Raw genomic sequence first — 24,762 nt, forward strand, 5'->3', positions numbered from 1 at the left:
TGATCACCCTGCGGCGGGGCGGGTCGGGCTGTCCATGGAAGCCGGGCGAAGGGATCCAAGACTTTACGTACGGTCGGACCGCTGCCCTCGGTCTCAGAAGAGCTGCTCCTGCCCGTCCCCGCAGTTCAGGGGCACGGTGACGGCGGCATGACCGGGCGCGGACGCGGGCCGCACGGCCTCAAGGCCCCACCCGGTCATGAGCCGGGTGTCGAGGGCGAGGTGGCGCCCCTCGCGGTCGAGGAGGTGCAGATCGGGTCCGGCGGCGGCGAGGAGCCGCCCGGCGACGACCCCGCCGGCCACGAGCTCGACGACGCTGCCGTCGTACGCGGGCAGGTCGCCGATCCCGAAGACGTCCACGTGGTCGTGCACCTGGCAGGGCAGCCGCTCAAGGGTCTCCGCCCAGGCGCCGACGCCGACGGCCCGCCCGTACAGCTCCTCGACCCCGCGGGCCCGCTCGTCGGCGGGTGGGAGGCTGTGCCGGACGGCACGCTTGCGCGCGTACGGGATGCGGTCGGGCACGGCGAGCGCGTGCCGCAGCACCTCCTCGGTCCGCCGCGCGGCCATGAGCGGCCCCCGCCCGAGCCAGCTGAAGGCGACGGCGCCTTGTTCGAGCAGCCGCGCGTCGCCGCGCTGCTCGGCGGTGATCCCGACCTTGACCATGCCGGGCCCGAACCAGGCGAGGTAGACGCGGTACGGCCGAGGGTCGTCGGCGAGGGTGTCGGCGGCCACGGAATGCACCCGGTCGAGCCGCGCGCACTCCGCGCAGAGCCCGCCGGTGCTGCGCCCGGACACGACGGCGGACAGGGGGCAGGGGTTCCCCCGGGCACCGGGACACCGCCGCTCCCCGACCGCCCGGAACCCGATCACCCGCCCGTACCCGAGCGCGCTGACCCGGCCGCCCTCCCACCGCAGCCCGGGCACACCACCCCGCCAGGACATTCCGGCACTCCGCCACACCATGGGACCAGTCTGGTCCATGGCACTGTCAGTGAGGGCCGGACGGCGAGCGCACTGCCGGTCAGCACCGGTCAGGGCAGGACGTAGAGCAGCCCGCCGTCTCCCCCACCACCGTTGCCGCCGCTGCCGCCGGCATGACGCATGCAGCCGCGCTCGACGAGCATGCGGACGCAGTCACGGACCCGTTCGGAGGTGAGCCCGGTACGCCGGGCGACCTCCTCCAGGCGGTACCGGACCCCACCCCGTACGAGCGCGGGCGCGAGATAGGCGGCGACGGCATGGACATCCGCGCTCACCACCACATCCCGCTCGCGCCAGGAGGCGAGCAACTCCTGCGGGGTGAGCGCGTGCCCGGCCCGCTGAACGGGCACGGCAGCCCGCGCAACGTCCCCGGGATCGATCTGCCCGGCCCCGGCATCAATCTGCCCGGCCCCGGCATCAATCTGCCCGGCCCCGGCATCAATCTGCCCGGCCCCGGCATCGATCTGGCCGGGCACGGAATCCCTCTGTCCGGGCACGGAATCCATCCGACCAGCTGCGGAATCCCTCTGTCCGGGCACGGACGCCCGCTCAAGGGACTCGGCGATCCGCCGCAGATCCCGCCCGGCCTCGCGCAGCACCGCGACCTGCCCCTCGTCGAGCAGCAGCTCGCCCTCCTCAAGCCGTACGAGCGCGTCGAGCAGCCGCTGCGGCAGGACGAACCCGGCGTGCGTGGGGGAGCGTTCGAGGTCGTAGTACCCGCGGTGCCGCACGCCGGCGACGACTTCGGCGGCCCAGGCCCGGAAGGGCGCGGTCTGGGCGCGGGGCGAGGCGTTGACGAGCTGGACGACCCCTTCGAGGCACACCATCAGCATGGAGTCCTTGCGGCCCGCCTTGCCCATCCCGCTCGGGTTCGGTCCGACCGGAAGCTCACCGAGCGTGGTGTACCACTCGCCCCCGACATACGCGCGGAGAGCCTGCCGCACACCGCGGTGCCCGAGCGCCCTGGCGACGTCCACGGCGGGGAACCAGTGGCTCCCGTCCGGCAGGGTCAGCCTCCGCAGCCGCGCTCCCGTGGCGGCGTACACGAAGTCGTCGATGTCGATGGCGTTCATCGGCCATCACCTCCACCTGCAAGCTAGGCCGAGGGCATATTCAACTGACATGGAAATCATCCTGTTTCACCCGAAGGTGTCAGCAGGACGTCAGGGCAGGAGCCGAAGCAGGTCCCCGGCCGTCCACCGCCCGGCGACCCCGGGACACGCACCCAGGTAGGCGGCGATCTCCTCGCCCTCCCAGTCCCCCGCCTCACGCAACCCGGCCACGATGTGCCGCAGGTACGCGACCGAGGGCGGCCGCGACTCGACGTCACCGACCCCCCAGGGCGCGGTGAAGGTCAGAAGGGGCACCCCATCCATCTCTCCGGCGCAGACGACGGTCTCGTACCGCCCGGGCCCGAACTCGACCCGTCCCCGTGCAACCACGGCGGCGAGATCAAGGTCCTGCCCAGGCTGGCGGTACATCTCCTGAGCGGCGATGTCGGAGAACTGCCCGGCGGTGACGAGGAAGGCCCGACCGAGCACGAGCCCCTCACCCCCGGGGTCGTAGAACGCCCGCCCACCCCCACCCCAGACGACCGACTCGGTGGCGAAGTGGACAACCCCGGGAAGCACAACGGCCCGCGCCGCGGCCGGCGCACCCGACTCCCGACACCCGGGATAGTCCCGCGCGCCGCCCACCGGCCTGCCACCGGCGAGATAGCACTCGAGCCGAGAGCGATGCATGTTGGACCCGTAGGCCACGTACCAGACGTGCGATACCGAGGATGGAGCCGTCACACCACCGACGCTACCGCTTGCGCCGCAACCGCCCGGGGCGGAGGCATGGCAGAGCCAGCTGCGGGAGTGGCCCGATGTTGCAGAACCCTGAGCGCCTGCGTCTGATCCGTCCATGACAGGAAGTGCTGGAGGATCAGCAGGTCCGAAGCTGCGACAGGCGCAAACCCTTGTCATGCCTCCGGCAGATACCAGTCAGCAGGCAGAGTCAGCCCGGCGGGGAGAGGCCCCCTGTGTTCCGGGACCAGGCCTGCTGGCGGGACGCCGCTCGCCGTCGACAGGTCAACCGTGCCGCCGGAGAACTGTGCCCCAGAGAAGTTGACCGTGCCCCTGGTGAACACCGCACCAAAGTTGACGCTGCCGCCAGTGAATCCCACGCGGCGGAAATCGACCCTGCCAGCGGAGAACTTCGCTCCGAAGAAGGTCACCTGGCTCGCGGAGACCTCCACATTTGAGAAGTCGACCCGAGTGCCTGAGAACCTCACCCCAGAGAAGTTGACCAGGCCGCCAGCGAGCTTCGCGCCGCGGAAGTCGCTCGTGCCGCCGGTGAACCCCGAGCCCGAGAAGTTGACCCTGCCAGCGGAGATCTCCGCCCCGCGGAAGCTGACGGTGCCGCCAGAGATCTCTGCGTCGCCGAAGTCGACCATGCCGCCGGAAATCTTCGCGTTGCGGAAGGTTACCGTGCCGCCGGGAACCCTCGCGTTGCGGAAATCGACCCGAGTTCCGGAGAGCATGGCGCCATAGAAGTTAACCATGCCGCCGGAGATCTTTGCATTGCGAAAGGTGACCTTGCCGCCGGTGAAACGGGCTCCAGAGAAGTTGACCGTGCCGCCGGAAAACTCCGCCGCGAAGAAGTTGACCGTGCCGCCAGAGAACACAGCGCCGGAGAAGTCTCCCCCGTCGAACGTGACGGTGGTGAAGTCAAACTGGTGGCCCTGCCACGAGTGCGGATGCTCGGGAGCGAGCCGGAGATGGTTCCGGATGAGGCGAATCACGGTGTGCCGGACTTCCCGCAGGGCCAGGTAGCTGTGCCGGGCTTGTGCATCGCCCTCCGGCAGGTCGGCCTCGGCGGTGTAGGGCAGACGGAGGTAGGCGCACAGCACGTCGATGCAAGTCTGACGCAAGTCGCGGGTGGGGGCGTCGTCGGCCACGCCAGCTAGGGCGTGCACGGCACCGAGCTGCACAGCTTCGGACTCGTTGCCGAGCTGATCGACGGCATTGGTGAAGCGTTCGTTGTGCAGCCGAGTCTTCTCGCGTCCGACCGCGTCCTCGGCGACCTTTTGACGCCGGTAGGCCACGACCAGGGCAACCAGGGCACCGGCGCCCGCGACCACGCCGAAGGACAGCTTCGCGAGGTCAAACAGGGCTGTGGGGCCGATGCGCTGCTCGGACGCCACTCCCTGGACGCCGAGTAGCTTCCACCCAATGATGAACACCGCGGCGGCCGCGACAACGGCAGCAACGAAGGCCAGCACAAAGACCCGGCGAATCGGCCACAGGCGCAGGCCGCGCTGCTGTTCCGGCCGCCAGCGGGGCAGAAATTCTCTCACCCGTCCACCACAACATCACAGGCCGCCGCCGGCAGCGGCAACGCGCCGCCGTCCACTGCAGCACGCCAGGTTGCCTCATGAAATGAGGATGGCCTCCGCATTTGGGCGCAACGAGCCCCCAGACCTGGCACCCCTAGCCAGCGATGACTGGTGCGCATAACTCCGTACTCCGCAGAGCGCTTAAAGAAGTACGTGGACAGCTGGTGATGTGGGGGCTCAGGCAGCCTTTGCAAGGGTGGAGCGGCTGAGCTTCTTCTTCTGGGTGATGCGGCGGGTCATGAGGGTGATAGCGGCCCAGGTGATGAGGGCTTCGCTGTGCTGGACGAGTCTTTCGTAGTCTCTTGCGTGGCGGCGGGCCTGCATAATCCACGACAGACTGCGTTCGACGACCCAGCGGCGGGGCAGGACGACGAATCCGGTGGCGTCCTTGGGCCGGCTGACGGTCTTGATCGTGAGGCGGAGGTACTTCTTCGCCCAGTCGACGAGTTGTCCGGCGTAAGCGGAGTCGGCCCAGACAATGGTGATCTCGGGGTGCATCAGGCGGAGGCGGAAGAGGACTTCCTTGGCCGCGTCGCGGTCGGTCATATCGGCGGGGGTGACCATGACCAGCAGCGGGAGCCCTCGGGTGTCCACCACAAGGTGGCGTTTCCTGCCGTTGATCTTTTTCGCGGCGTCGTAGCCGCGTGAGTCCTTGCCGACGGTCTCGGCCGCCTTGACGCTCTGGGAATCGATGACGGTGGCGACGGCTCTGGGGCCTTTGCCCATGTCCCGGCGGATGCGTCCGCGCAGGTGGTCGCGGATCTGCCCGACGATGCCAGCAGCGGTCCAGCGGGCCATGAAGCCCCAGACCGTGCGCCATGGCGGGTAGTCGGCGGGCAGGGCCCGCCACTTGCAACCGGTGTCGACGACGTAGCGGATCGCGTCGACGATCTCTCTGCGGGGCCACTTCTCAGGGGCTCCGCCGGCCTCGGTCTGACAGGCAGGGACGGGAAGGAGGGGTTCGATCAGGGCCCACTCGGCGTCGGTGGTGTCGGAGGGGTAGCGGCGGTGGCGCATGAAGTTCACCCGGGTGAAGTCGAAAGCGGGGGTGGTGGACCGGCCTGCCGGTCCACCACCCCCGTGCAGGTCAGGCAGTTGCGATGAGGTCGAGGGTGGATTCGATGGAGTTGAGCTGCGCGACGATGTGGCGGACCCACTTGTCGCCCGGGTGGGCGGCGGCATGGGGTGCGACCGTGCCGGTGATGAACCGGCGGAACTCGGTGAGCTTCTCGTTGATCACCTGCCGTTCATAGGCTTCCAGAGCGGCTCGTTCGGCTCCGAGCTGGTAGCCGTTCTCCCTGGTCCAGATCAGGGGTGGCCAGCCGTTGGAGGCGATCACGTCCCGCAGGGTAGCGAGCCCTGCCCGTACTTGACTGGGTGAGAGTTCGCTGGCCGTGGCCAGCTGGTGGAAGACGAGGCCCGCGGGGCGGGCCTCGAACAGGATGAAGCGGAGTGTGTCGGCGTGCCGCTGGGCGGCCTGGCCCCGGCGCCTGGACGCGCGGGGCATGGCTATTCGCCGGCCAGAAGGCGGGCGAGCTCGCCGTCGACGTCGACCTTGCCTGTGTCGACAGCGGTCTCGATCCAGTCCAAAGTGGCCCTCACCCTGGACACGTTCTCGTGGACGATCGTCTTCTCGTCCTCGCCGAGCTGCCGGTCCCGCAGCCCCGGGACGGTGCGGCCGGCGGCCGCGACGAAGGAGTGGCAGGCCGCCACCAGGTCGATGAACTCCATCGTCCGTTCGATCCGGCGGACCGCAGGCGCGACCGGGCTGGTGCGTTCGAAGTGCTCGCGGGCCTGTCGGCCCCGTTCGACCTGGGCGTGATTGACCTGGTGGCGGGCGGTGTCGTCGGCCATGGCCTTGAACGCGACGTCTGGCCTGCGCAGCAGGCCGGTGGTGACCTCGGTGGCCACCACTTCGTCGCGGGTCAGCTCCTCCACCACCCGGACCTTGTCCTGGCGGGGGACTTGGGCCGCCACGGCCGGACGCCTGAGCAGGCCGGTCGTAACCGCGGCCGCCACCTTCTCGTCCCGGGTGAGCTCCTCCACGACCCGGACCTTGTCCTCGGCGCTGACCTGGGCCGCCACCGCGGGCCGGCGAAGGAGTTCGGTCGTGACCGCCGCGGCGACCTCCTCGTCCCTGGCCAGAGCGTGGATCGCGCTGAGCTTCTCTTGGGGCGAGACCGGGGTGTCCACCTGGCGGCCGACCCTCCGGTTGGCGTCATCGACGGACCAGCGGGTCTTGCCTGCCGGCGGCGTGAGGATCGAGGCGAACCGCTCCTCCTCGTCCTCGATGGCCGCCAGGAGCCGGTGGACCTTGAACGAAACATCCGGCCTGCGATGTTCCTTGGGCCACCTGGCGGCTGTGGTCCTCGCCGCCACGATCATCCCGTGGGACAGACCGATGTCTTCGGCCAGCCTCAGCAAGGACTCGCGGACCACGGGCGTCCTGTCGCCGGCCGGTCGGCCGCCCTGCGGGCGCATCGGTTCGATTTCCAAAGCACGGTCCCCGATGACGAACATCCCGCGGGACTGCTGTCCGACTACTTCGCGCAGCTCGGCGACGATCTGCTCGTATCGCCTGTGGCTGATGCTTCCGACCTCGTTGTGATCTTCGGGCATGTGAATCACCACCCAAAGCGGGCCGGCCACGGCCTCCAGGGCCGCGACGGGTCACGGCCCGCAGCACTGCCAGCGTCGGACCACAAACCAGCCCAACGCATCAAAAGCCATGGAAATGAATGGAATTGGACATAGCGTGACCGAGTGGGCGTTCGCGCTGCGGTTACTGTGACCGTTCGCCGAACGTTCCGTTCCTCGACCGCCAGGCCCTCACCTTGCACCGGCCCGAGCAGTACAGAGCATTCGACCGCCGGTCCAGACCGGCAACCCAACCCTGCCCACACACCACGCACTCGACCATGCCCACGCCACCCATCACGGCCGCCAATCGCGCCCGCAGCCGCCGCTGACGGCGCCACGACCTGGAACGACACACCGAGGAACAGAAGATCGCACCCGTGCCGGCCCCCGGCGCCAGGGACTCGTCGCACCCTCGGCACCGACGCTCTCCCACCCGACCAGCGCCAGCCGACATCCCACCAGACTAGGCCCACCACCCCCGCGAATCTGGGGATCGCAAACAGGGACTGAGCGGACCCTGTTCGTGCGAGGCGTCGTCCCGCTGCTCGTACTGGCCGAAGCGCCCGTGCACGACGACCTGCCCGCCCTCGCCGCCGGCGGCGGGGAAATGGCCCACACTTCCCGCGGCGGCTTCGTCGAACTCCTCAGCTGACCCACCCCGTCACGCGAGACAACCTCTAAGCCTTGATGGGCGCGGCCGACCTGGCGGCCTGCTCGATCTTCGCGCAGTGGGCTGCACGGGCTTCGTCGTCGATCTGCCTCTCGAGTTCGGCGCGCAACCCGGTCCGGCCGTCGAGGCCCTCACGCAGGATGTCGGCGTGGCCGGCATGCCGGATGGACTCGCCGAGGACATGGACCATGATGGCGAACAGGTTGGTGTCGGCATGAGGTTCCGGCCACCACGGCACGTGGCCGGGGGCGTCGAGGGGGAGCTCGTTGATCGTCGCGTCCGAGTGTTCCCACGTGCGCCGGTAGAACCCGACGATCTGATCGCGGGTCTCGTCCTCGGTCGCCCACAGATCGCTGCCGTTGTAGTCCTGCCACCGGGACAGCGGTTCCGGGGAAGGGCGGTCGAAGACCTCGCCGAAGTACCTGGCCTCGACGGTGGCCACGTGCTTGACCAGGCCGAGGAGGTTGGTCCCGGTCGCCGTCAAAGGTCGCCGGGCGTCGTATTCGGACAAGCCGTCGAGTTTCCAGAGCAGCCCCTCGCGGTCCCGCCGCAGTCTCCCGTGCAGGTTGTCTTTCGCGAATTCGTCGATCATGCGGCATGAGCCTGGCATGGGCCGCTCGAGGTCTCAAGATCCCGTACCCGGCCCGCAACGACAGGCAGACCCGACGCCTGGCCACGGCCGCCACCCTGACCTGCTCCCAAGCTCCCCGACGGTACTTCGATCGCCACGGTGGCAAACGCTAAGGGGAACAGGGAAGTTCCGCCGGAAAAGGGGAGTGCGCAAAGGCCCTCCTCATGCGCCGCACCCAGCAGAGCGGGGACCGGAACGCGGCCGGGGAGCCGTGGCAGGACAGCCGGCAGCTCACCTTCGGCACGAAGTACGACGCCCCCCCATCGAGCCCGGGAACCTGCCCGCATGTTCGCTCTGCGAGCCCGTCGCGCCGGTCTCCGGGTCATCCCGGTCCGGAATACCCGCCATGCCGACGGAGGTCTCCGCCGAGGCCGGCGAGGAAGACGTCCGCGCCGTGATCGGCGGGCTGTCCGATGTCGTCGGTGGGGGCGGCTGACCGCGCGGTCGGGACGCGGTTGCGGTACCTCGCTGCGGTACAGCCGGAAACGTAAGAGGCCCGGACTCTCGTCCGGGCCTCTTACCTGTGTGCACTCGGCAGGATTCGAACCTGCAACCTTCTGATCCGTAGTCAGATGCTCTATCCGTTAAGCTACGAGTGCTTGTTCTGTTTTCGTCTTCGCTCCCCGGCCTTTCGGCCCGCTCGCGGCGACAGGAAGAACATTACATGACTGCCGCCGCCATGTGAAATCCATTGACCTCACCCCTTGTGACCTGCGGAAACGTCTCGCGAGAGTCCGGTGGGGCGGGTGTGGCGGCCGGGGCCCGCGGGGCGGAAAAGCGCCGGAAGAGACCGGGGTCACACGGTCCGGCCGGTGCGGGCCGCGGCGTACAACGGCCGAAGCCCCGGCCGTGTGGGCCGGGGCTTCGGTGTGGGGCGGAGGCGGAGGGATTTGAACCCTCGATGGGCTTTAAGACCCAAACCGCATTAGCAGTGCGGCGCCATAGACCGGACTAGGCGACGCCTCCATGCACCCCGCGCGTACGCGAGTGGTGCGTGCAGATGATGACACAGACGAGCGCGGTGTCACCAATCGCTTATCACCGTACTAGGACCCGGGGGCCGAGGGCAAAGTCCTCGCGCCGCCGCGCCTCCGCCCTCTCCCGGCCCATCCCGGTTGCGCAACGGAGCGGAGCACCGAGCGTTAGAGGGGTGTAGGGGATGTGCCCCACGCCCCGTCCTCGGGAACCGCTCGCACGCCACCCGTCGCCCTGGAGTTCGTATGCTGCGCCACCTCGCCCTCGCGACCCTCGCTCCGCTCGCCGCCACCGCCGCCGCGGGCGGGCTCGGGTCGCTGCCCCCGTTGCCGCTGCTGTCGGGGGGCGACTCGCTGACCGTGCACATCGAGCGGACCGGACACCCGGAGGCCGACGGGACGTTTCGGCTCGAGTGCGGCGGCACGCCCGGCGGGAACCACCCGGCCGCGGCGAAGGCCTGCAAGCGGCTCGACCAGATCACCCAGGCCGGCGGCAAGCCGTTCGCCCCCGTGCCGGAGGGGCAGCTGTGTACGCAGCAGTACGGCGGCCCGGCCATCGCGCACATCACCGGGAAGTGGCGGGGGCGCAGCATCGACGCCCGCTTCTCCCGTACCGACGGCTGCGAGATCGACCGCTGGGAGAACCTGCGGCCCGTCCTCCCCCGCGTGTAGCCGTCCAGCGCCGCCGTCCTGCGCAGATCACCGAACCTCCACCCCGTGTCCAGAGGCGGAGCCGACGCCTCCCTTAGACTCCCTCCGTGACAGGCTGCGGCCCGCGGGGCAAGATGGGGCCGGCCGACAGGCGATAGGCAAGTGCAGTGGGTCAGGGAGGACCGTCGTCGTGAGCAGCAGGCCATCCCGAGGCGCTGCTCGCCTCGCAGCCATACTCGACGCGCTTCCCGACGGCCTCGTGCTCGTCAACTGCAACGGCACGGTCGTCAACGCCAACACGATCGCCCTCGGCATGTTCGAGACCCCCGGCACCGCGCTCGTCGGGCGGGGGCTGCTCGATCTGCTGCCGGACTTCGACTCGCGCCTGATCCCCGGTTCGATGCGCCGCCCCGAGGGCGCCGACGAGCGCGGGCGCACCAAGCCGACCCGGATGATGGCCCGCCGTACGGACGGCGGCGAGTTCCCGGTCGAGGTGACCAGCGCCAGCCTCGAGGACGGGCGCGAGGCCTACGACTCGTACAGCGGGTACACCGGCGACGAGCTGCTCATGCTCGTCGTGCGGGACCTCACCGGCACCCTCGACACCGAGGCCGAACTCGCCCGCTCCCAGCGCCAGACCGAGATGATCCTGCGCGCCGCGGCCGAGGGCGTGGTCGGCACCGACACCGACGGGCGGGTCGTCCTCGTCAACCCGGCCGCCGCCCAGATCCTCGGCTTCCGCGCGAGCGACCTCGGCGGCCACGAGCTGCATCCCCTGGTGCTGCACTCGCGCGCGGACGGCGAGCCCTTCCCGTACGAGGAGTCGCCGCTCGCCGACACCCTCAAGTCCGGCCGCAAGCACCGGGTCCGCGGCCAGGTGCTGTGGGCGAAGAACGGCGACCGGGTGCCGGTCGACCTGACCACCGCGCCGGTACGGGACGGGGACCAGCTCGTCGGCGCCGTCATGACCTTCACCGACCGCAGGCCGTACGAGGAGCAGGCCGAGCAGCACGCCGTCGAGCTCACCGAAAGCGCCGAGCGCCACGCGGCCGAGCTCGAGCGGGTGAGGGAGCGCCACGCGGCCGAGCTCGAGCAGCTGAACGAACGGCACACGGCCGAGCGGGAGCGGGACGCGACCGAGCTGGCGGGCGAGAAGGAGCGTCACGCGTCCCTCGCCGCCCGGCACCGGCAGCTGACGGCCGTGCTCGGCGAGTCGCTGCGCGGGCCTCTCGAGGAACTGCGCGCCGAGCTCGGCGCCCTCGCCGCCGACGACGCCGGCCAGCTGTGGCCCGAGGCCAACCAGGTGCTGCACCACCTGGCCGCCGGTTACGCCCGGATGACGACCCTCGTCGACAACGTCCTCGGCTACCAGCGGCTCGACGCGGGCACCGAATCGCTCGACAAGCGCGTGGTGCTGCTCGACGGGATCGTGACGGCGGGCATCGACGGGGCCGTGGAGCTCATCGGCCCGGGGCGCGCGCAGTTCGCCGTGCACGCGCCGCCGATCGAGGCGGAGGTGGACGCGGTACGGCTCACGACCGCGCTCGCGCACCTCGTCGCGGACGTGGCCGGGGTCGACGCGACCGGCAAGAGCAAGACCGCCCAGCCCGGCGGGTACGCCGACTCCACGATCGTCGTCGCGGCCGCACAGCGCGGTGACGTCGTACGCATCGAGGTCCGCGGCCCGTACGCGGGCGGCGATCCGGTGCACGAGCCGATCGTGCAGGGGATCGTCGGCGCGCACGGCGGTGTGGTGCAGACGCACGAGGTGCCGGGGATGGCCGGCAGCGCGTACGTGGTGGAAGTGCCGCTCGGCGCAGGGCGCGGGACCGTCGCCCCGGCGCCGCCGGAGCCCGAGCGCTCACAGCTCGCGCTGCCCGCGCAGGCTTCGTCGTCCGGGGCCGGGTCCGGGTCCGGGTCCGGGTCCGGGGTCACGGCTGTGGCCGGGGCAGGGGCGGCGTCCGGGGCCGGCTCGGGGTTCGAGTCCGGGGCCGGATCCGCGTCCTCGTCCGCGCCCGTTCCCGCCGTGCCGGTGGACGGTACGAACGGGGGCGGGCGGCGGCGGGCGCGGCGGGCCTCCACCGACGCGTTCCTGGTGAGCCCGATGGCCCCCGAGAGCGAGGCCACCGCGCTCGAGCCGACTGGGCGCCGCCGGGGCCGTACGGACGACACGCCGCCCGCCGGTACCCCCGCCGAGCTGATCCCGGCCCAGAACACCGGGCCCGTCGAGCCCACCGGGCGGCGCCGCGGGCGTCCCGCCGAGGGGTCCGTGGTGACTGCGGCGGAGAGTGCGCAGGGACGGCCCGCGCTGGGCGACACCGTTCCGCCGCAGGGTGTGTCCGTCGACGCGTCCGCCCATCCTCACGCCCCCGCTCACGCCCCCGTGCCCGCTCACGCCCCGGCGCTCGCTCCGGCGCTGGCGCTGCCCGCCGTCGCTTCCGAGGAGCCCCAGGTGGCTCGGCCCACCGGGCGCAGGCGGCGCGCGCTCGCGGCCGCTCAGGAGCGCGCGGCGGCGGCCGAGGCGGGCCCGCGTACGCCGTTCGCGCTGCCGCCGGCGGAGTCCGACCGCGGGCCGGAGCAGGCCGCAGGACCGCGCCCGGTCCAGGTGCCCCGGCCCGCCCCCGGGCACTCCCCGGACCACGACGAGCGCCACGAGGCCGTACGGGCGCTGCCGGAGGACGACCACACCCCGCCGCAGCCGCACCCCCTGCCGGGCCGGAACGGCGGTGCGAGCGGTGCGACCGGACGTCGCCGTGGGTCGAACGAGACGACCAGCGGTACGGGTACGGGGTCGGTGCCGCTGCCGCCCGAGGTCCCGGTCCCGCCGACCGCCCTGGCGGCCCCCGCTACCCCGGCGGCTCCCGCTACCCCGGCGGCTCCCAGCGTCCCTGGCCTTCCGGGCGTCCCTGGCCTCCCCGGCGCCCCCGCCGCTCCGGCGAAGGACTCCACCCAGGGGCGGGCCTTCAGCGTCCGGACCCTCGGCCAGGGCGTGCCCTTCGCCCACCAGCCCGCCAACCCGGCGGCGCCCGCCGCTCCCACGGCCCCCGTCGCCCCCGCCCCCGTCCCCGCCTCGACTCCTTCCGGCCGCCGCCGCAAGCTCGGCAACCCGGCCGAGGAGAGCCGCCAGGCGTCGGCGGCGGCATCGGCCCCGACACCGGCGACCGCATCCGCGCCCGCATCCGTGACCGCGCCCGAAGCGGTCGCCGCCGAGCCGCACCCTCTCCCCCCGGCGCAGCCCGTGTCCGCCGCGCCCAAGCTCGCCCCGAACCCCGTCCCCGAAGGGCGCGCCTACGCCATAGGGGCGCCCGCCGAGGGCTCGGCCGAGGGGCCGGAGCCGTTGGACGGGCCGGGCGGTGCGGTCGAGGTGTCCAATCAGCCGCAGCCCCAGCCCGTCGACGACGAGCTGCCCCCGGAGCCGCTCGACAATCCGCGCCGACTGCTCGTCTGGCCCGCGCCGGACGTCGCCACGCAGCAGGCGCTGAGCGACCGCGGCTACCGCCCGGTGATCGTGCACTCCCGCGAGGAGGTCGACGCGCAGATCGCCGCCTTCCCGGCCGCGCTGTTCGTCGACCCGCTGACCGGGCCCATCACCCGTACCGCGCTGCAGTCCCTGCGCCAGGCGGCCGTCGCCGCCGAGGTGCCCGTACTGCTCGCGGCGGGGCTCGGGCAGGCGACCCGGGAGGCGGCGTACGGCGCCGATCCCGCCGTACTCCTCAAGGCGCTGGCGCCGCGCGACAGCGAGCAGCACCCGTCGCGGGTCCTGCTCATCGAGGAGCACGACGACATCGCGCAGGCGCTCGCGGCGACCCTGGAGCGGCGTGGGATGCAGGTGGCGCGCGCGGCGACCGACACCGAGGCGGTCGCGCTGGCCACCCAGATGCGGCCGAACCTCGTGGTCATGGACCTGATGCAGGTGCGCCGCCGGCGGGCCGGGATCATCGACTGGCTGCGCGCCAACGGCCAGTTGAACCGCACCCCGCTCGTCGTCTACACCTCCGCCGACCTCGACGAGGCCGAACTGCCCACGCTCTCGTCGGGCGAGACGGTGCTGTTCCTCGCCGAGCGGTCCACCAGCAACGAGGTGCAGGCCAGGATCGTCGACCTGCTCGCGAAGATCGGCACCAACTAGCCCGTACGCAGGGCCGGTCGGTGCCGATCGCGGGCGCCGTCAGAGCTGCGTGACGTCCAGGTCGCCCTCCGCGTACTGCTTGCGGATCACCTTCTTGTCGAACTTGCCGACGCTCGTCTTCGGGACCGCCGGCACGATCGCCCAGCGCTCCGGGAGCTGCCACTTGGCGATGCCGCCCTCGGTGGCGAGGAAGGACCGCAGCGTCTCGTAGTCCGCGCTCGCGCCCTCCTTGAGGACGACGGTCGCGAGCGGGCGCTCGCCCCACTTCTCGTCCGGTACGGCGACGACGGCGGCCTCGGCGACCTCCGGGTGGGCCATGAGCGCGTTCTCCAGCTCGACGGAGGAGATCCACTCGCCGCCGGACTTGATGACGTCCTTGGCCCGGTCGGTGAGGGTGAGGAAGCCGTCGGGGCTGATGACGCCGACGTCGCCGGTCTTGAGCCAGCCGTCCGCGCTGAACTTGTCCTCGGGGCGGAGCTCCCCGCCCGCCGCGCCGCCGTAGTAGGCGCCGGCGATCCAGTTGCCGCGGACCTCGAGCTCGCCGGCCGACTCGCCGTCCCAGGGCAGGAACTCGCCCGCCGGGCCGACCAGGCGGGCCTCGACGCCGGCCGGGAAGCGACCCTGCGTGATGCGGTACGGCCACTGCTCCTCGGGGGTCAGGCCGGCCGGCGGGTGGGCCATCGTGCCGAGCGGGGAGGTCTCCGTCATGCCCCAGGCGTGGCAGAGGCGGACGCCCAGGCGGTCGTACGCCTCCATGAGGGAGGGCGGACAGGCGGCGCCGCCGATGGTGACCTGGGCCATGGAGGTCAGGTCGCGGGGGCGGGCGGTGACCTCGGCGAGCAGGCCCTGCCAGATGGTGGGGACGGCGGCGGCGTGGGTCGGCCTCTCGCTCTCGATCATGTCGGCGAGCGGAGCCGGCTGGAGGAAACGGTCCGGCATGAGCATGTTGATGCCGGTCATGAAGGTGGCGTGCGGCAGGCCCCAGGCGAGGACGTGGAACTGCGGCACGACGACGAGGGTGGTGTCCTCGTCGGTCAGGCCCATCGACTCGGTCATGTTGACCTGCATGGAGTGCAGGTAGATGGAGCGGTGGGAGTACACGACGCCCTTGGGGTCGCCGGTGGTGCCGGAGGTGTAGCACATGGCGGCGGCGGCGCGCTCGTCGAGATCGGGCCAGTCGTACGTGGTGGGGCGGCCGGCGATCAGCTCCTCGTACTCGTGCACGCGCGGGGCCACGCCGTCGAGGACGGAGCGGTCGCCGGGGCCCGAGACGACGACGTGCTCGACCGTCGGCAGGTGCGGGAGCAGCGGGGCGAGGAGGGGGAGGAGCGAGCCGTTGACGATGACCACACGGTCGGCGGCGTGGTTGACGATCCAGGCCAACTGCTCCGCGGGCAGGCGGAGGTTGAGGGTGTGGATGACCGCACCCATGGCGGGGATCGCGAAGTACGCCTCGACGTGCTCGGCGTTGTTCCACATGAGGGTGGCGACCCGCTCGTCGCCGGTGACTCCGAGCTCGTCGCGCAGGGCGTTGGCCAGCCGGCCGGCTCGGGCTCCCGTCTCCGCGAAGGTGCGGCGCTGCGGCTCGGGCTCCCCGGTCCAGGTGGTGATGACGGACTTTCCGTGGATCGCCATCCCGTGCTTCAGGATGCGGGTCACGGTCAGTGGTACGTCCTGCATGGTGCTCAGCACGGCGTCCTCCCGGTGGGCGCTACGTGGCAGTAGTAAGGGTGCTGCGATTCTGCGCACGTACCGCTCGGTATGTCACTACCCGGGAGTACGAATTCGCCAGCGATCACTGGCATAACCGAGGGTAACGCGTGGTGGCGGCTGCATTTCGGGGCATTTCACCGTACGACCGGGTCACCGTACGGGGGACAGCTCCGGGTCCTCGCGGAGCTTGCCGAGCGCGCGCGAGACGGCGCTCTTGACCGTGCCGACGGAGACGCCGAGCACCTCGGCGGTCTGTGCCTCGCTCAGGTCCTCGTAGTACCTGAGGACGACCATCGCCCGCTGGCGGTCGGGGAGCTTCATGACCGCACGCCACATCGCGTCGTGCAGCACCTGCCGCTCGGCCGGGTCCGGCTCGGGCAGCCCGGCCGGCTCCGGAAGCTCGTCGCAGGCGAACTCGTCGACCTTGCGCTTGCGCCACTGGGACGTACGGGTGTTGAGCAGCGCCCGGCGGACGTAACCGTCCAGGGCGCGGTGGTCCTCGATGCGCTCCCAGGCGACGAAGGTCTTGGCCAGCGCAGTCTGGAGCAGGTCCTCGGCGTCCGACGGGTTCGCGGTCAGCGAGCGCGCGGTACGCAGGAGGACGGGGCCGCGGGCCCTCACGTACGAGCTGAACGACGGGTACGAGGGGTGCGGGGCATACGGCGCTTGTCCGGTCGCGCGGGCCGTCGCGCGGGCCGTCGTGGGGCCGGTCGCGAGGTGGGCCATGGGTCCGGTCGCGGGGCGGCCGGCGGCCTTGGAGGCGCCGGCGCAGACGGGGCCAGAGGGTGGCGGGGTCATGGCTCCACGCTATGAGCGGGGACCCGTCCTGGGGATCGGCCCCAGGTCCCGAACCGCACTCCGCCTCAGGTTGTAGGGGTGGGGACAGCTGCACCTCCTCTAGGTGGAGCCGCGGGCGACTCCGGGTCAGGGTCGCGCGCCGGCGCGGGACGCGCTGATACGGGCGACCGGGGCGTCGACGGCGCTGCGGTCGATGCTCAGTCGCCTGCCCCCGTACGACTCCGACACGTTGCCCACGTACTGGTGGATCCGGGCGCGGGGCTGCCAGGCGAGGGGCTGGAGCACCGTCTCGGTGTCGAGGGCGGGGGCGCCCCGCCAGCGCGCGAACCACACCACCGACGGCAGGTCCGCGGCCCCCGCCCGCCGCGCCGCCTCGATGTGGCGGATGCCCGTCTCGGCGCTGCTGTAGAAGCCGGGCACGTAGCCGAGCCGGCGGACCTCCCGGTTCCAGCCGCGGACGAAGAGCAGGGTGGTCGAGGCGCAGCGGGTGTCGGTGTGCCGGTACGCCTCCATGTCGAGGTAGAGCGGACTGGCCGTGTCGATCCCGAGGGCCCGGGCCGCCCGCACCGCTTCCCCGCCCTCGCGGATGCCCTGGGACCAGGGGCTGGAGCCGATCGCGTACCGCCGCTTGGCCTCGGCGAACACGCACGGCGCCTGCGAGCCGACGAACAGCGGCAGCAACCGCCAGCCCAGTGCGTGCACGGAGGCGACCCAGCTGGGCGTGAGCTGCCGCTGCGCCGGGCAGGCCCGCCCGCGCCCGCCGAAGTACACCCCGACCCCCCGGTACGGCGACGCCTGCCATGCCCGCATCACGGCGAGCGACGGCGCATCGCAGGTGTCGAAGGCCCGCCCCTCGAAGTACCGCAGAGCGGGCGCGGCCCCACCGGCCCCGGCAGGGGCGGTGCCGGCGGCGGTGCGGTCGATGCCGGCCGTGCGGTCGGCACCGGACGTGCGGTCGGCACCGGACGTGCCGGCGGCAGGGGACATGCCGGCGGCAGGGGACTGGTGGCCGGGGTGCCCGCGTCCCGCGGCCTCGCCAGGCGCGGGCCCGTGCGTCTGGGCAGCCAGGAGCGCGACGGTCGCGAGCGTGGCGGCGGCGGCCAGTACGGCGAGGACCCGGCGGCGGGCGTGACGCGGCCGGCGGGCGGGCGGGGCGGTGGGGAGGGGCGGAGCGGGCGGCTTCGGTGCGTCCATGCCGTTCGTGGCGTTCATGTCGTTCATGTCGTTCATGGCGCGAGTGAAGAGCGCCGCGCCCCGCGCGGCCACCGCTGGGGCCGTCGCCTCAGCCGTCCGTGCCCAGGATCAACCCGGACGTGGGAACCCCGGTGCCCGCCGTGACCAGCGTCCTGGCCGCCCCGGGTATCTGGTTCACGGACGTGCCCCGCATCTGTCGAACCGCCTCCGCGATCCCGTTCATCCCGTGCAGATACGCCTCGCCCAGCTGCCCCCCGTGGGTGTTCAGCGGCAGCGCGTCCGCCGCCACGAAGTCGGCCGCCTCCCCCGGCCCGCAGAAGCCGAACTCCTCCAACTGCATCAGGACGAACGGAGTGAAGTGGTCGTAGAGGATGCCCACGTCGATGTCGCCGGCCGCGAGACCCGAGCTCCGCCAGAGCTGACGGGCCACCACGCCCATCTCCGGCAGCCCGGTCAGACCGTCCCGGTAGAAGCTGGTCATCGCCTCCTGGTTGCGCCCGGCGCCCTGGGCCGCGGCCACGATCACCGCGGGCGGGCGGCGCAGATCGCGGGCGCGTTCGGTGGACGTGACGACGAGTGCCTGACCGCCGTCGGTCTCCTGGCAGCAGTCGAGCAGCCGCAGCGGCTCCGCGATCCAGCGGGAGGCTGCGTGGTCGTCGAGCGTGATCGGCTTGCCGTGGAAGTACGCGGCGGGGTTGCGGGCCGCGTACTGGCGGTCGGTCACGGCGACATGCCCGAAGGCCTCCGGGGTGAGCCCGTACGTATGGAGGTAGCGCTGGGCGATCATGGCGACCCAGGAAGCCGGCGTGAGCAGCCCGAACGGCAGCTGCCAGCCGAGCGCCGCGCCTTCCGCGGACGGTTCGCGCTGCTGCACCCCGGAGCCGAAGCGGCGCCCCGAGCGCTCGTTGAACGCCCGGTAGCAGACGACGACTTCGGCGATCCCCGAGGCCACGGCGAGGGCGGCCTGCTGGACGGTGGCGCAGGCGGCACCGCCCCCGTAGTGCACCCGAGAGAAGAAGGACAGCTCGCCGATTCCGGCCGCCTGGGCGACGGTGATCTCGGGGCTGGTGTCCATGGTGAAGGTGACCAGCCCGTCGACGTCGCCTGGGGCGAGCCCGGCGTCCTGAAGCGCCGCGTGCACGGCCTCGACGGCGAGGGTGAGCTCGCTGCGGCCCGAGTCCTTGGAGAACTCGGTCGCTCCGATCCCGGCGATGGCGGCCCGGCCGCCGAGCGAGTCCCGTCCGCGGACGCTCATCGCTCCCCCTCCCACGACGGCTCCGCCGGTACCTCCACCAGCACGTCCGGCGCCACTTCCGGCGGCGAGTCCGGCGCCACTTCCGGTGGCAGTTCTACGACGACAGTGCCTGTGACGTGGTGGCCCAGGCCGTTGGCGCCGACGACCCGCACGTGCGCGAGAGCGCCGTCGATCTCCGTGACCGTGCCGGTCAACGTCATCGTGTCTCCCGGATAGTTGGGTGCCCCGAGGCGGATGGCGACCTTGCGGAGTGCGGCCCGGGGACCGAAGTGATCGGTGATGTACCGCCCCACCAGGCCGTTGGTGGTGAGGATGTTCATGAAGATGTCCGGGGAGCCCTTCTCCCTGGCCAGTTCGGCGTCGTGGTGCACGTCCTGGTAGTCCCGGGAGGCGACGGCCCCGGCGACGATCAGGGTGCGGGTGATCGGCACGACGAGCGGTGCCAGCTCGTCCCCGGCCCGCACGGTGTGCTGCTGCGTCACGGTCATGCCGCCGCTCCCTTCGCGAGCAGATCGCCCAGTTCGGCCAGGAGTTCGGTGCCGCAACCCAGATAGGCGTCGAGCTGCCGCCCCCAGAGGAAATGCCGGTGAACGGGGTGTTCGAGGTCGGCTCCCAGGCCGCCGTGCAGATGCTGGCCGGCGTGCACGACCCGCTTGCCCGCCTCGGAGGCCCACCAGGCGGCCGTCAGCGCGTGTTCGGCGACCGGCAGGCCCTCGTCATGCCGCCAGGCCGCCTCGTAGGCGGTGACCCGGATGGACTCCGTGTCCATGTGGGCGTCGGCGGCACGCAGTTGGACCGCCTGGTGGGAGGAGAGCGGGCGCCCGAACTGCTCCCGCTCCGAGGTGTACGCGACGGCCCGGGCCAACGACCCGGCACACACACCGGCCTGAAGCCCCGCAAAGGCGATCCGGGCGGCGGCGAGCACGTCGTCGTAGCCCGCACGCCCGAGCCGCTCCCCAGGCGTCCCTTCGAGCACGAGCCTCCCGGCCGACCACGGGGCGGTGAGCTCGACCGCCTCGACCGGCCCGGCGTCCGCCGGGCGCACCAGCCACAGGCACCGCTCCTCGTCCGGTACGAGGACATGGGTGGCGTCACGCAGCCAGGGCACCCAGTCGACGGTGCCGGACAGCCGGCCGCCCGCGTCGGCCCGTACCGCCCCCGAGCCCGGCGCGGCCGGGAAGGCGCCGGTCGCGATCAACGAGCCGTCCCTGAGCCCGGGCAGCAGCCGGGCGCGCTGCTCCTCCGTGCCGTGCCGGGCCACGGCGAGCAGCCCGTACACACAGCTCGCCGTGAACGGGACCTGCGCCGTCGTGCGTCCCTGCTCCTCGGCGAGCAGGACGAGGCCGAGCAGTCCGACCTCCTCGACGGCCCCGGGAAGTCCGGCGGCGCACAGGGCCTTCCACAGCTCGGCGTCCGTGCCGGTGCCGGCGGCCGCGAGGCGCTCGTGCGTGGCGAGGTCGCCGAAGATCCGCGCGGCCAGCTCCCGGGCCGCGTCCTGCTCCTCGGTGGGGGTGAAGTCCATCTCAGTCCTCCCCTCCCGCGCGGAAGACGGGCAGGTCGAGCTCCTCGTCCGCCTTCAGGAACTCCAGCCGGACCGGCATCCCGATCCTGACCTTGTCGTACGGCACCCCGACGACGTTGCTGACGATGCGCACGCCCTCGGCCAGTTCGATCAGCCCGACCGCGTACGGCGGGTCGAAGGCGGGGAAGGGCGGGTGGTGCATCACCACGTACGAGTAGACGGTGCCCTCACCGCTCGCCTCGACGGTGTCCCACGCGAGCGATCCGCAGGCGTTGCACCCCGGCAGCCAGGGGAAGCGCAGGACCTCGCAGTCGGTGCAGCGCTGGATCAGCAGCCTGTGCTCGGCCACGCCCTCCCAGAAGCCGGCGTTGTCACGGTTGATGACGGGCCGGGGTCTCTTCGGCGTGACCGACGGCTCGGGCCTCGGGGCCGGGGGCCGGCCGGCGGGCGCGTACTTGAGGACGCGGAAGCGATGGGTGCCGGCGAGCTCGCCGCCGGCGCGTACGTCCATGCGGGTCGTGACGAAGTGGCCGGTGCCGAGCTTGGTCGTCTTGCGCGGCGAGACGGACTCGATGACGGAGTCGAAGGTGATCGCGTCCCCCGGCCGCAGCGGCCGCAGATACTCCTGCTCGCAGTCCGTGGCGACGATCGAGGTGTATCCGGCGCCGTCGAGCAGGGTGGACAGCTCGTCGTACGCTCCCGCGCGGTCCGTGTTGCCGGAGAGGCCGCCCATCGTCCACGCCTGGAGCATGGTCGGCGGGGCGATGGCGTCAGGCCCGCCGTACGCCGGGTTGGTATCGCCCATGGCCTCGCACCAGTGTCTGATCATGGGCTCGTTGACGAGGTCCTTGCCGGTGCCGGGGGCGGCGGTGGGCCGTCCCTCGTACGTCTTCAGCCGCTCGTACAGCAGGTCGTGCGAGTCGACCTGCTCGTGCCACCCGTCCCGGCTCATCGCCGCCCCCTCCCCTTCATGCCGAGCCGCATCGTCGCGACGATCTCGCGCTGCACCTCGCTCACCCCTCCCCCGAAGGTGTTGATCTGGGCGGCCCGGTTCATCCGCTCGAGCTCGCCTCCGTCGAACGCTCCCGGCGACCCCGCTCGGACCAGCCCGGCCCCGCCCGCGATCTCCTGACACATTCGATACACCTCGACCGCCGATTCGGTTCCCGCGAACTTCACTCCGCTCGCGTCCCCGGGGGCCAGCCGGCCCGCCCCCACATCCCCCACCAAACGCCAGTTGAGCAGGCGCGTTGCCGCCAGCCTGGCATGTGCTTCGGCAGCCCGAATCCGTATCCACGGCTCGTCAATCCGACGCTCACCCGTCACTGGATCGGGTGTACGGGCGCCGCGCAGCGCCGCCTCGTAGAAGTCCTCGGCCTGCATGCCGATGGCGGCGAGCGCGACCCGCTCGTGGTTGAGCTGGTTGGTGATGAGGCCCCAGCCGCCGTTCTCGGCCCCGACGAGGTTGCCGGCGGGGACGCGGATGGAGTCGTAGTAGGTGGCCGTGGTGGTCAGACCGCCGACGGTCTCGATCGGCGTCCAGGAGAACCCGGGCGCGTCGGTGGGCACGAGCACGATCGAGATGCCGTGGTGGCGGGGGGTCTCGGGGGCGGGGTCGGTGCGGCAGGCGAGCCAGATCCAGTCGGCGTTCTGGGCGTTGGAGGTGAAGATCTTCTGCCCGTCGATCAGCCAGGAGTCCCCGTCGCGTACGGCCCGGGTACGGAGGGAGGCGAGGTCGGTGCCGGCCTCGGGCTCGCTGTAGCCGATGGCGAAGACGGTCTCGCCGCGCAGGATGCGGGGCAGGAAGTACGCCTTCTGGTCGTCGGTGCCGTATTTCATCAGGGTGGGGCCGACGGTGTTCAGGGTGACCATCGAGACGGGGGCGCCGGCCCGGTAGGCCTCGTCGAAGAAGACGAACTGCTCGTCCGGGCCGCGGCCCTGGCCGCCGTACTCCTCGGGCCAGCCGAGCCCCAGCATGCCGTCGTCGCCGATACGGCGCAGGAGCCGGCGCTGCGCGGCACTGTCGGTGGCGGGCGGGGGCCCGTCGGGCATCACGTCGCGGAAGTACGCGCGGAGCTCGGCGCGCAGCCGCAGCTGGCGCTCGGTGGGGGCGAGGTGCACGGCGACGCCTCTCGTGAGGACAGGGTTCGAGCCTTCGGGTCTTCCCTCTAAGGTTTCTGACTGTCCGTCAGATCGAGGACCCCTGTCAAGGTCGCGGAGCGAGGGCGAGGGACGCCTGAGCCTTGGGGCAACCGGCGGGAACCGGAGACGACAGGAGTCGACCAGAGGCGACAGGAGACGACCGGAGGCAACAGGACGGCCTGCACGCCGGTGCCGAAGCACCGCCGCACAGGCCGTCGTTCACCCCGTGATCATCCCCCCGTCGGGCCGGTTACCACCACGGATGGAAGTTGACCACCGCGTTGGACTGGTCGATGTGGGTGAAGGCGGAGCCGTTCACGCTCGCGGTGTTGTTCTGGTTGGAGGCGCCGGATCCGGTCGCCACCTGCTGCGTGGTGGTCGAGTTGCCGTGGTTGTTGCCACCGACACCGCTGCCGATGATCGTGGCGACGCTCGCATTCGATCCGTCGTTCGCGAATCCTCCGTTGTCGGCCTGGGCCACCCCGGCGAAGAGCGCGGCGGCGAGGGGCAGGGCGGCGACAGCGGCGAGAACGCGGGCGGTACGGATGCTTGCCATGTCTGTTCCTCCGGGAACTGAAGCGATGAAGCTCTGAAGCTCTGAAACGCTGCGGAACTACTGCTGAACTGCGGCCATTTCCAAGGCAGTTGGCCGACCGCCTCGGTCGTTGTGCTCGACGTCGCGAGTCCAGAGTTGCCCACCGAATCCCCGGCGAACCACCCCCTAGCGCCTTATTCCCCCTCAAGCGTGAGGACAAGTCGATAAACCCCTTTGGTCACAACAAAGCCACAGCTCACACGAGTGCAGGCCGTGGCGGGCCGGGGAGGCCGGGCGACGCAAGAGGGGAAGCGTTTCGGCAGCTTTTCAGCCAATCTGCCCCTCTGCTTTAACGCACCCCTCCCGCCTCCCCCGCCCTCCCCCCTTCCTTCTTTCGAACTTATGTACGAAACTGAATGCATGGCCGCCTCTGCCCGGCAGACCGCCGCCCTGTCCCATGCCCTGTCCCTCGCGCACGCCCTGTCCGCCGCGGAGCGCGGGCTTCCCGTCATCCCCCTGTCCCGCACCAAGCTCCCGGCCCTGCGGTCACCACACCGCGGCGAGCGACGGCCCGTCCCCTGCCGTGGGGAGTGCGGCCTGCCCGGCCACGGCGTGTACGACGCCACCACCGACCCGGCCGCCGTACGGGCCCTGTTCGCGGCCGCTCCCTGGGCCACCGGTTACGGCATCGCCTGCGGGCGCCCGCCGCACCACCTCATCGGGGTCGACCTGGACGTGCGGCCGGGGCAGGACGGCGTGGCGGCACTGGACGCCCTCGCCCGCCGGCACCTGTTCACGGTGCCGCCCACCGTCACGGTCCTCACCCCGGGCGGCGGCCGCCACCTGTGGCTGACCGGCCCGCCGGACGCCGTGGTCCCGAACTCGGCGAGCCGCCTGGCCCCCGGCGTCGACATCCGCGGCGCGGGCGGCTACCTGGTCGGCCCCGGCTCGATCACCCCACGCGGCACCTACCGCCTGGCCCCCGGCACAGCCGACCTCCCCCCGGCCCCGTGCCCGGGCCCCCTCCTGCTCCTGATGGCCCCACCGGACCAGCCGGCCACCCCTCGCACACCCGCCTCGACCGGCCCGCCCGCCGGCGAAGGCCTGGTCCGCTTCGTGGGGGCCTCGCCACGCGGCCAGCGCAACACCCGCCTCTTCTGGGCAGCTTGCCGCGCCTACGAGACGGGCCTCGCCGCCACCCTCCTCCCCCGCCTCACCGAGGCCGCCCTGAGCACGGGCCTCGAGCCACCCGAGATCACCGCGACCCTCGCCTCGGCAGCCGCGATCACCACCCGCGCAACCCTGCCCCACCCACCCGAGCCGACCTGACAAAGCGAACGGCCCCCGACCGGTGATACCGGTCGGGGGCCGTTCCAGGTGCTGCGGTGGGTGTGGGATTTGAACCCACGGTGACTCTCGCCACGACGGTTTTCAAGACCGTTCCCTTAGGCCGCTCGGGCAACCCACCCTCACTCCGACCCACCCGGGGCGAAGCGGGCTACAGCCTACCGGCTGTGGTTCGGGGGTGGGTTCGTCGTTCGGGCGAGG

The 24,762-nt window shown here is 71.8% G+C and carries 21 protein-coding genes and 3 tRNA genes; 4 read left to right on the forward strand and 20 right to left on the reverse strand.

Annotation, left to right across the window (positions count from 1 at the left end; genetic code table 11):
- Positions 1-93: 93 nt before the first annotated feature.
- From ACIGEZ_RS05910 to ACIGEZ_RS05940, 7 genes are all read right to left on the reverse strand, one after another.
- The gene (locus tag ACIGEZ_RS05910; RefSeq protein WP_399826294.1) at positions 94-960 is read right to left on the reverse strand and encodes a DUF2797 domain-containing protein; all 867 of its coding nucleotides are present in this window, start codon (positions 958-960) and stop codon (positions 94-96) included.
- 68 nt (positions 961-1,028) lie between these two features.
- Entirely contained in the window at positions 1,029-2,051 is a 1,023-nt protein-coding gene (locus ACIGEZ_RS05915) for a Bro-N domain-containing protein (RefSeq protein ID WP_399826296.1), read from the reverse strand.
- 90 nt (positions 2,052-2,141) lie between these two features.
- A complete protein-coding gene (locus ACIGEZ_RS05920) occupies positions 2,142-2,609 on the reverse strand; it encodes a histone deacetylase (RefSeq protein WP_399826299.1) in 468 nt (155 codons plus the stop codon).
- A gap of 335 nt (positions 2,610-2,944) precedes the next feature.
- Positions 2,945-4,321 carry a pentapeptide repeat-containing protein gene (locus tag ACIGEZ_RS05925; protein WP_399826302.1) on the reverse strand — a complete coding sequence of 459 codons (1,377 nt, stop codon included), beginning with the start codon at positions 4,319-4,321 and terminating at the stop codon, positions 2,945-2,947.
- A 216-nt stretch (positions 4,322-4,537) separates the two neighbouring features.
- On the reverse strand, positions 4,538-5,377 hold the full coding sequence (locus ACIGEZ_RS05930) for an IS5 family transposase (RefSeq protein ID WP_399826305.1): 840 nt from the start codon (positions 5,375-5,377) through the stop codon (positions 4,538-4,540).
- A 70-nt stretch (positions 5,378-5,447) separates the two neighbouring features.
- Positions 5,448-5,867: a RacP protein gene (locus tag ACIGEZ_RS05935; protein WP_399826307.1), complete on the reverse strand. Its 420-nt coding sequence runs from the start codon at positions 5,865-5,867 to the stop codon at positions 5,448-5,450.
- A 2-nt stretch (positions 5,868-5,869) separates the two neighbouring features.
- The gene (locus tag ACIGEZ_RS05940) at positions 5,870-6,979 is read right to left on the reverse strand and encodes a DUF6192 family protein (RefSeq protein ID WP_399826309.1); all 1,110 of its coding nucleotides are present in this window, start codon (positions 6,977-6,979) and stop codon (positions 5,870-5,872) included.
- A 544-nt stretch (positions 6,980-7,523) separates the two neighbouring features.
- Between ACIGEZ_RS05940 and ACIGEZ_RS05945 the strand changes: the two genes are divergently transcribed.
- Positions 7,524-7,652 (forward strand): hypothetical protein, encoded by a 129-nt coding sequence (locus ACIGEZ_RS05945; RefSeq protein WP_399826311.1) that lies wholly within the window; start codon positions 7,524-7,526, stop codon positions 7,650-7,652.
- A gap of 25 nt (positions 7,653-7,677) precedes the next feature.
- On the opposite strand, the gene ACIGEZ_RS05950 is transcribed toward ACIGEZ_RS05945, so the two are convergent.
- The 3 genes from ACIGEZ_RS05950 to ACIGEZ_RS05960 all read right to left on the reverse strand — a co-directional run bounded on the left by ACIGEZ_RS05950 (position 7,678) and on the right by ACIGEZ_RS05960 (position 9,267).
- The gene (locus ACIGEZ_RS05950) at positions 7,678-8,262 is read right to left on the reverse strand and encodes a DinB family protein (protein WP_399826314.1); all 585 of its coding nucleotides are present in this window, start codon (positions 8,260-8,262) and stop codon (positions 7,678-7,680) included.
- Between the two features lie 565 nt (positions 8,263-8,827).
- A tRNA-Arg gene (locus ACIGEZ_RS05955) sits at positions 8,828-8,900 on the reverse strand.
- Between the two features lie 276 nt (positions 8,901-9,176).
- Positions 9,177-9,267: transfer RNA gene (locus ACIGEZ_RS05960), tRNA-Ser, on the reverse strand.
- A gap of 254 nt (positions 9,268-9,521) precedes the next feature.
- Here ACIGEZ_RS05960 and ACIGEZ_RS05965 point away from each other — a divergent pair.
- Together ACIGEZ_RS05965 and ACIGEZ_RS05970 are read left to right on the forward strand one after the other, a co-directional pair.
- Positions 9,522-9,947 carry an SSI family serine proteinase inhibitor gene (locus ACIGEZ_RS05965; protein ID WP_399826317.1) on the forward strand — a complete coding sequence of 142 codons (426 nt, stop codon included), beginning with the start codon at positions 9,522-9,524 and terminating at the stop codon, positions 9,945-9,947.
- A gap of 169 nt (positions 9,948-10,116) precedes the next feature.
- Complete coding sequence (locus ACIGEZ_RS05970) at positions 10,117-14,055, forward strand: PAS domain-containing protein (RefSeq protein ID WP_399826320.1); 3,939 nt, start codon at positions 10,117-10,119, stop codon at positions 14,053-14,055.
- Positions 14,056-14,094: 39 nt separating this feature from the next.
- On the opposite strand, the gene ACIGEZ_RS05975 is transcribed toward ACIGEZ_RS05970, so the two are convergent.
- From ACIGEZ_RS05975 to ACIGEZ_RS06015, 9 genes are all read right to left on the reverse strand, one after another.
- Positions 14,095-15,747: a long-chain fatty acid--CoA ligase gene (locus ACIGEZ_RS05975; RefSeq protein ID WP_399826323.1), complete on the reverse strand. Its 1,653-nt coding sequence runs from the start codon at positions 15,745-15,747 to the stop codon at positions 14,095-14,097.
- 171 nt (positions 15,748-15,918) lie between these two features.
- Positions 15,919-16,566 (reverse strand): SigE family RNA polymerase sigma factor, encoded by a 648-nt coding sequence (locus ACIGEZ_RS05980; protein ID WP_399826325.1) that lies wholly within the window; start codon positions 16,564-16,566, stop codon positions 15,919-15,921.
- A gap of 126 nt (positions 16,567-16,692) precedes the next feature.
- A complete protein-coding gene (locus tag ACIGEZ_RS05985) occupies positions 16,693-17,796 on the reverse strand; it encodes a DUF1906 domain-containing protein (protein ID WP_399826328.1) in 1,104 nt (367 codons plus the stop codon).
- 52 nt (positions 17,797-17,848) lie between these two features.
- Entirely contained in the window at positions 17,849-19,015 is a 1,167-nt protein-coding gene (locus tag ACIGEZ_RS05990) for a lipid-transfer protein (protein WP_399826331.1), read from the reverse strand.
- Positions 19,012-19,479 carry a MaoC family dehydratase gene (locus ACIGEZ_RS05995; RefSeq protein ID WP_399827555.1) on the reverse strand — a complete coding sequence of 156 codons (468 nt, stop codon included), beginning with the start codon at positions 19,477-19,479 and terminating at the stop codon, positions 19,012-19,014. Before ACIGEZ_RS05995 ends, ACIGEZ_RS05990 begins: the two co-directional genes overlap by 4 nt.
- Positions 19,480-19,499: 20 nt before the next feature.
- Positions 19,500-20,537 carry an acyl-CoA dehydrogenase family protein gene (locus ACIGEZ_RS06000; RefSeq protein ID WP_399826333.1) on the reverse strand — a complete coding sequence of 346 codons (1,038 nt, stop codon included), beginning with the start codon at positions 20,535-20,537 and terminating at the stop codon, positions 19,500-19,502.
- A gap of 1 nt (position 20,538) precedes the next feature.
- Complete coding sequence (locus ACIGEZ_RS06005) at positions 20,539-21,489, reverse strand: bifunctional MaoC family dehydratase N-terminal/OB-fold nucleic acid binding domain-containing protein (protein ID WP_399826335.1); 951 nt, start codon at positions 21,487-21,489, stop codon at positions 20,539-20,541.
- Positions 21,486-22,658, reverse strand: coding sequence for an acyl-CoA dehydrogenase family protein (locus tag ACIGEZ_RS06010; protein ID WP_399826337.1), 1,173 nt, complete (start codon positions 22,656-22,658; stop codon positions 21,486-21,488). The genes ACIGEZ_RS06005 and ACIGEZ_RS06010 overlap by 4 nt, the downstream gene beginning before the upstream one ends.
- Positions 22,659-22,929: 271 nt before the next feature.
- Positions 22,930-23,235, reverse strand: coding sequence for a hypothetical protein (locus ACIGEZ_RS06015; RefSeq protein WP_399826340.1), 306 nt, complete (start codon positions 23,233-23,235; stop codon positions 22,930-22,932).
- A 399-nt stretch (positions 23,236-23,634) separates the two neighbouring features.
- Here ACIGEZ_RS06015 and ACIGEZ_RS06020 point away from each other — a divergent pair, with 399 nt between their 5' ends.
- Positions 23,635-24,543, forward strand: a complete 909-nt coding sequence (locus ACIGEZ_RS06020; RefSeq protein WP_399826343.1) for a bifunctional DNA primase/polymerase — start codon at positions 23,635-23,637, stop codon at positions 24,541-24,543.
- Positions 24,544-24,597: 54 nt separating this feature from the next.
- Here ACIGEZ_RS06020 and ACIGEZ_RS06025 read toward each other — a convergent pair.
- Positions 24,598-24,682, reverse strand: a tRNA-Ser gene (locus ACIGEZ_RS06025).
- Positions 24,683-24,762: the final 80 nt, after the last annotated feature.

Source organism: Streptomyces sp. NPDC085481 (assembly GCF_044541845.1).
In the GTDB taxonomy this organism is placed as follows: domain Bacteria; phylum Actinomycetota; class Actinomycetes; order Streptomycetales; family Streptomycetaceae; genus Streptomyces.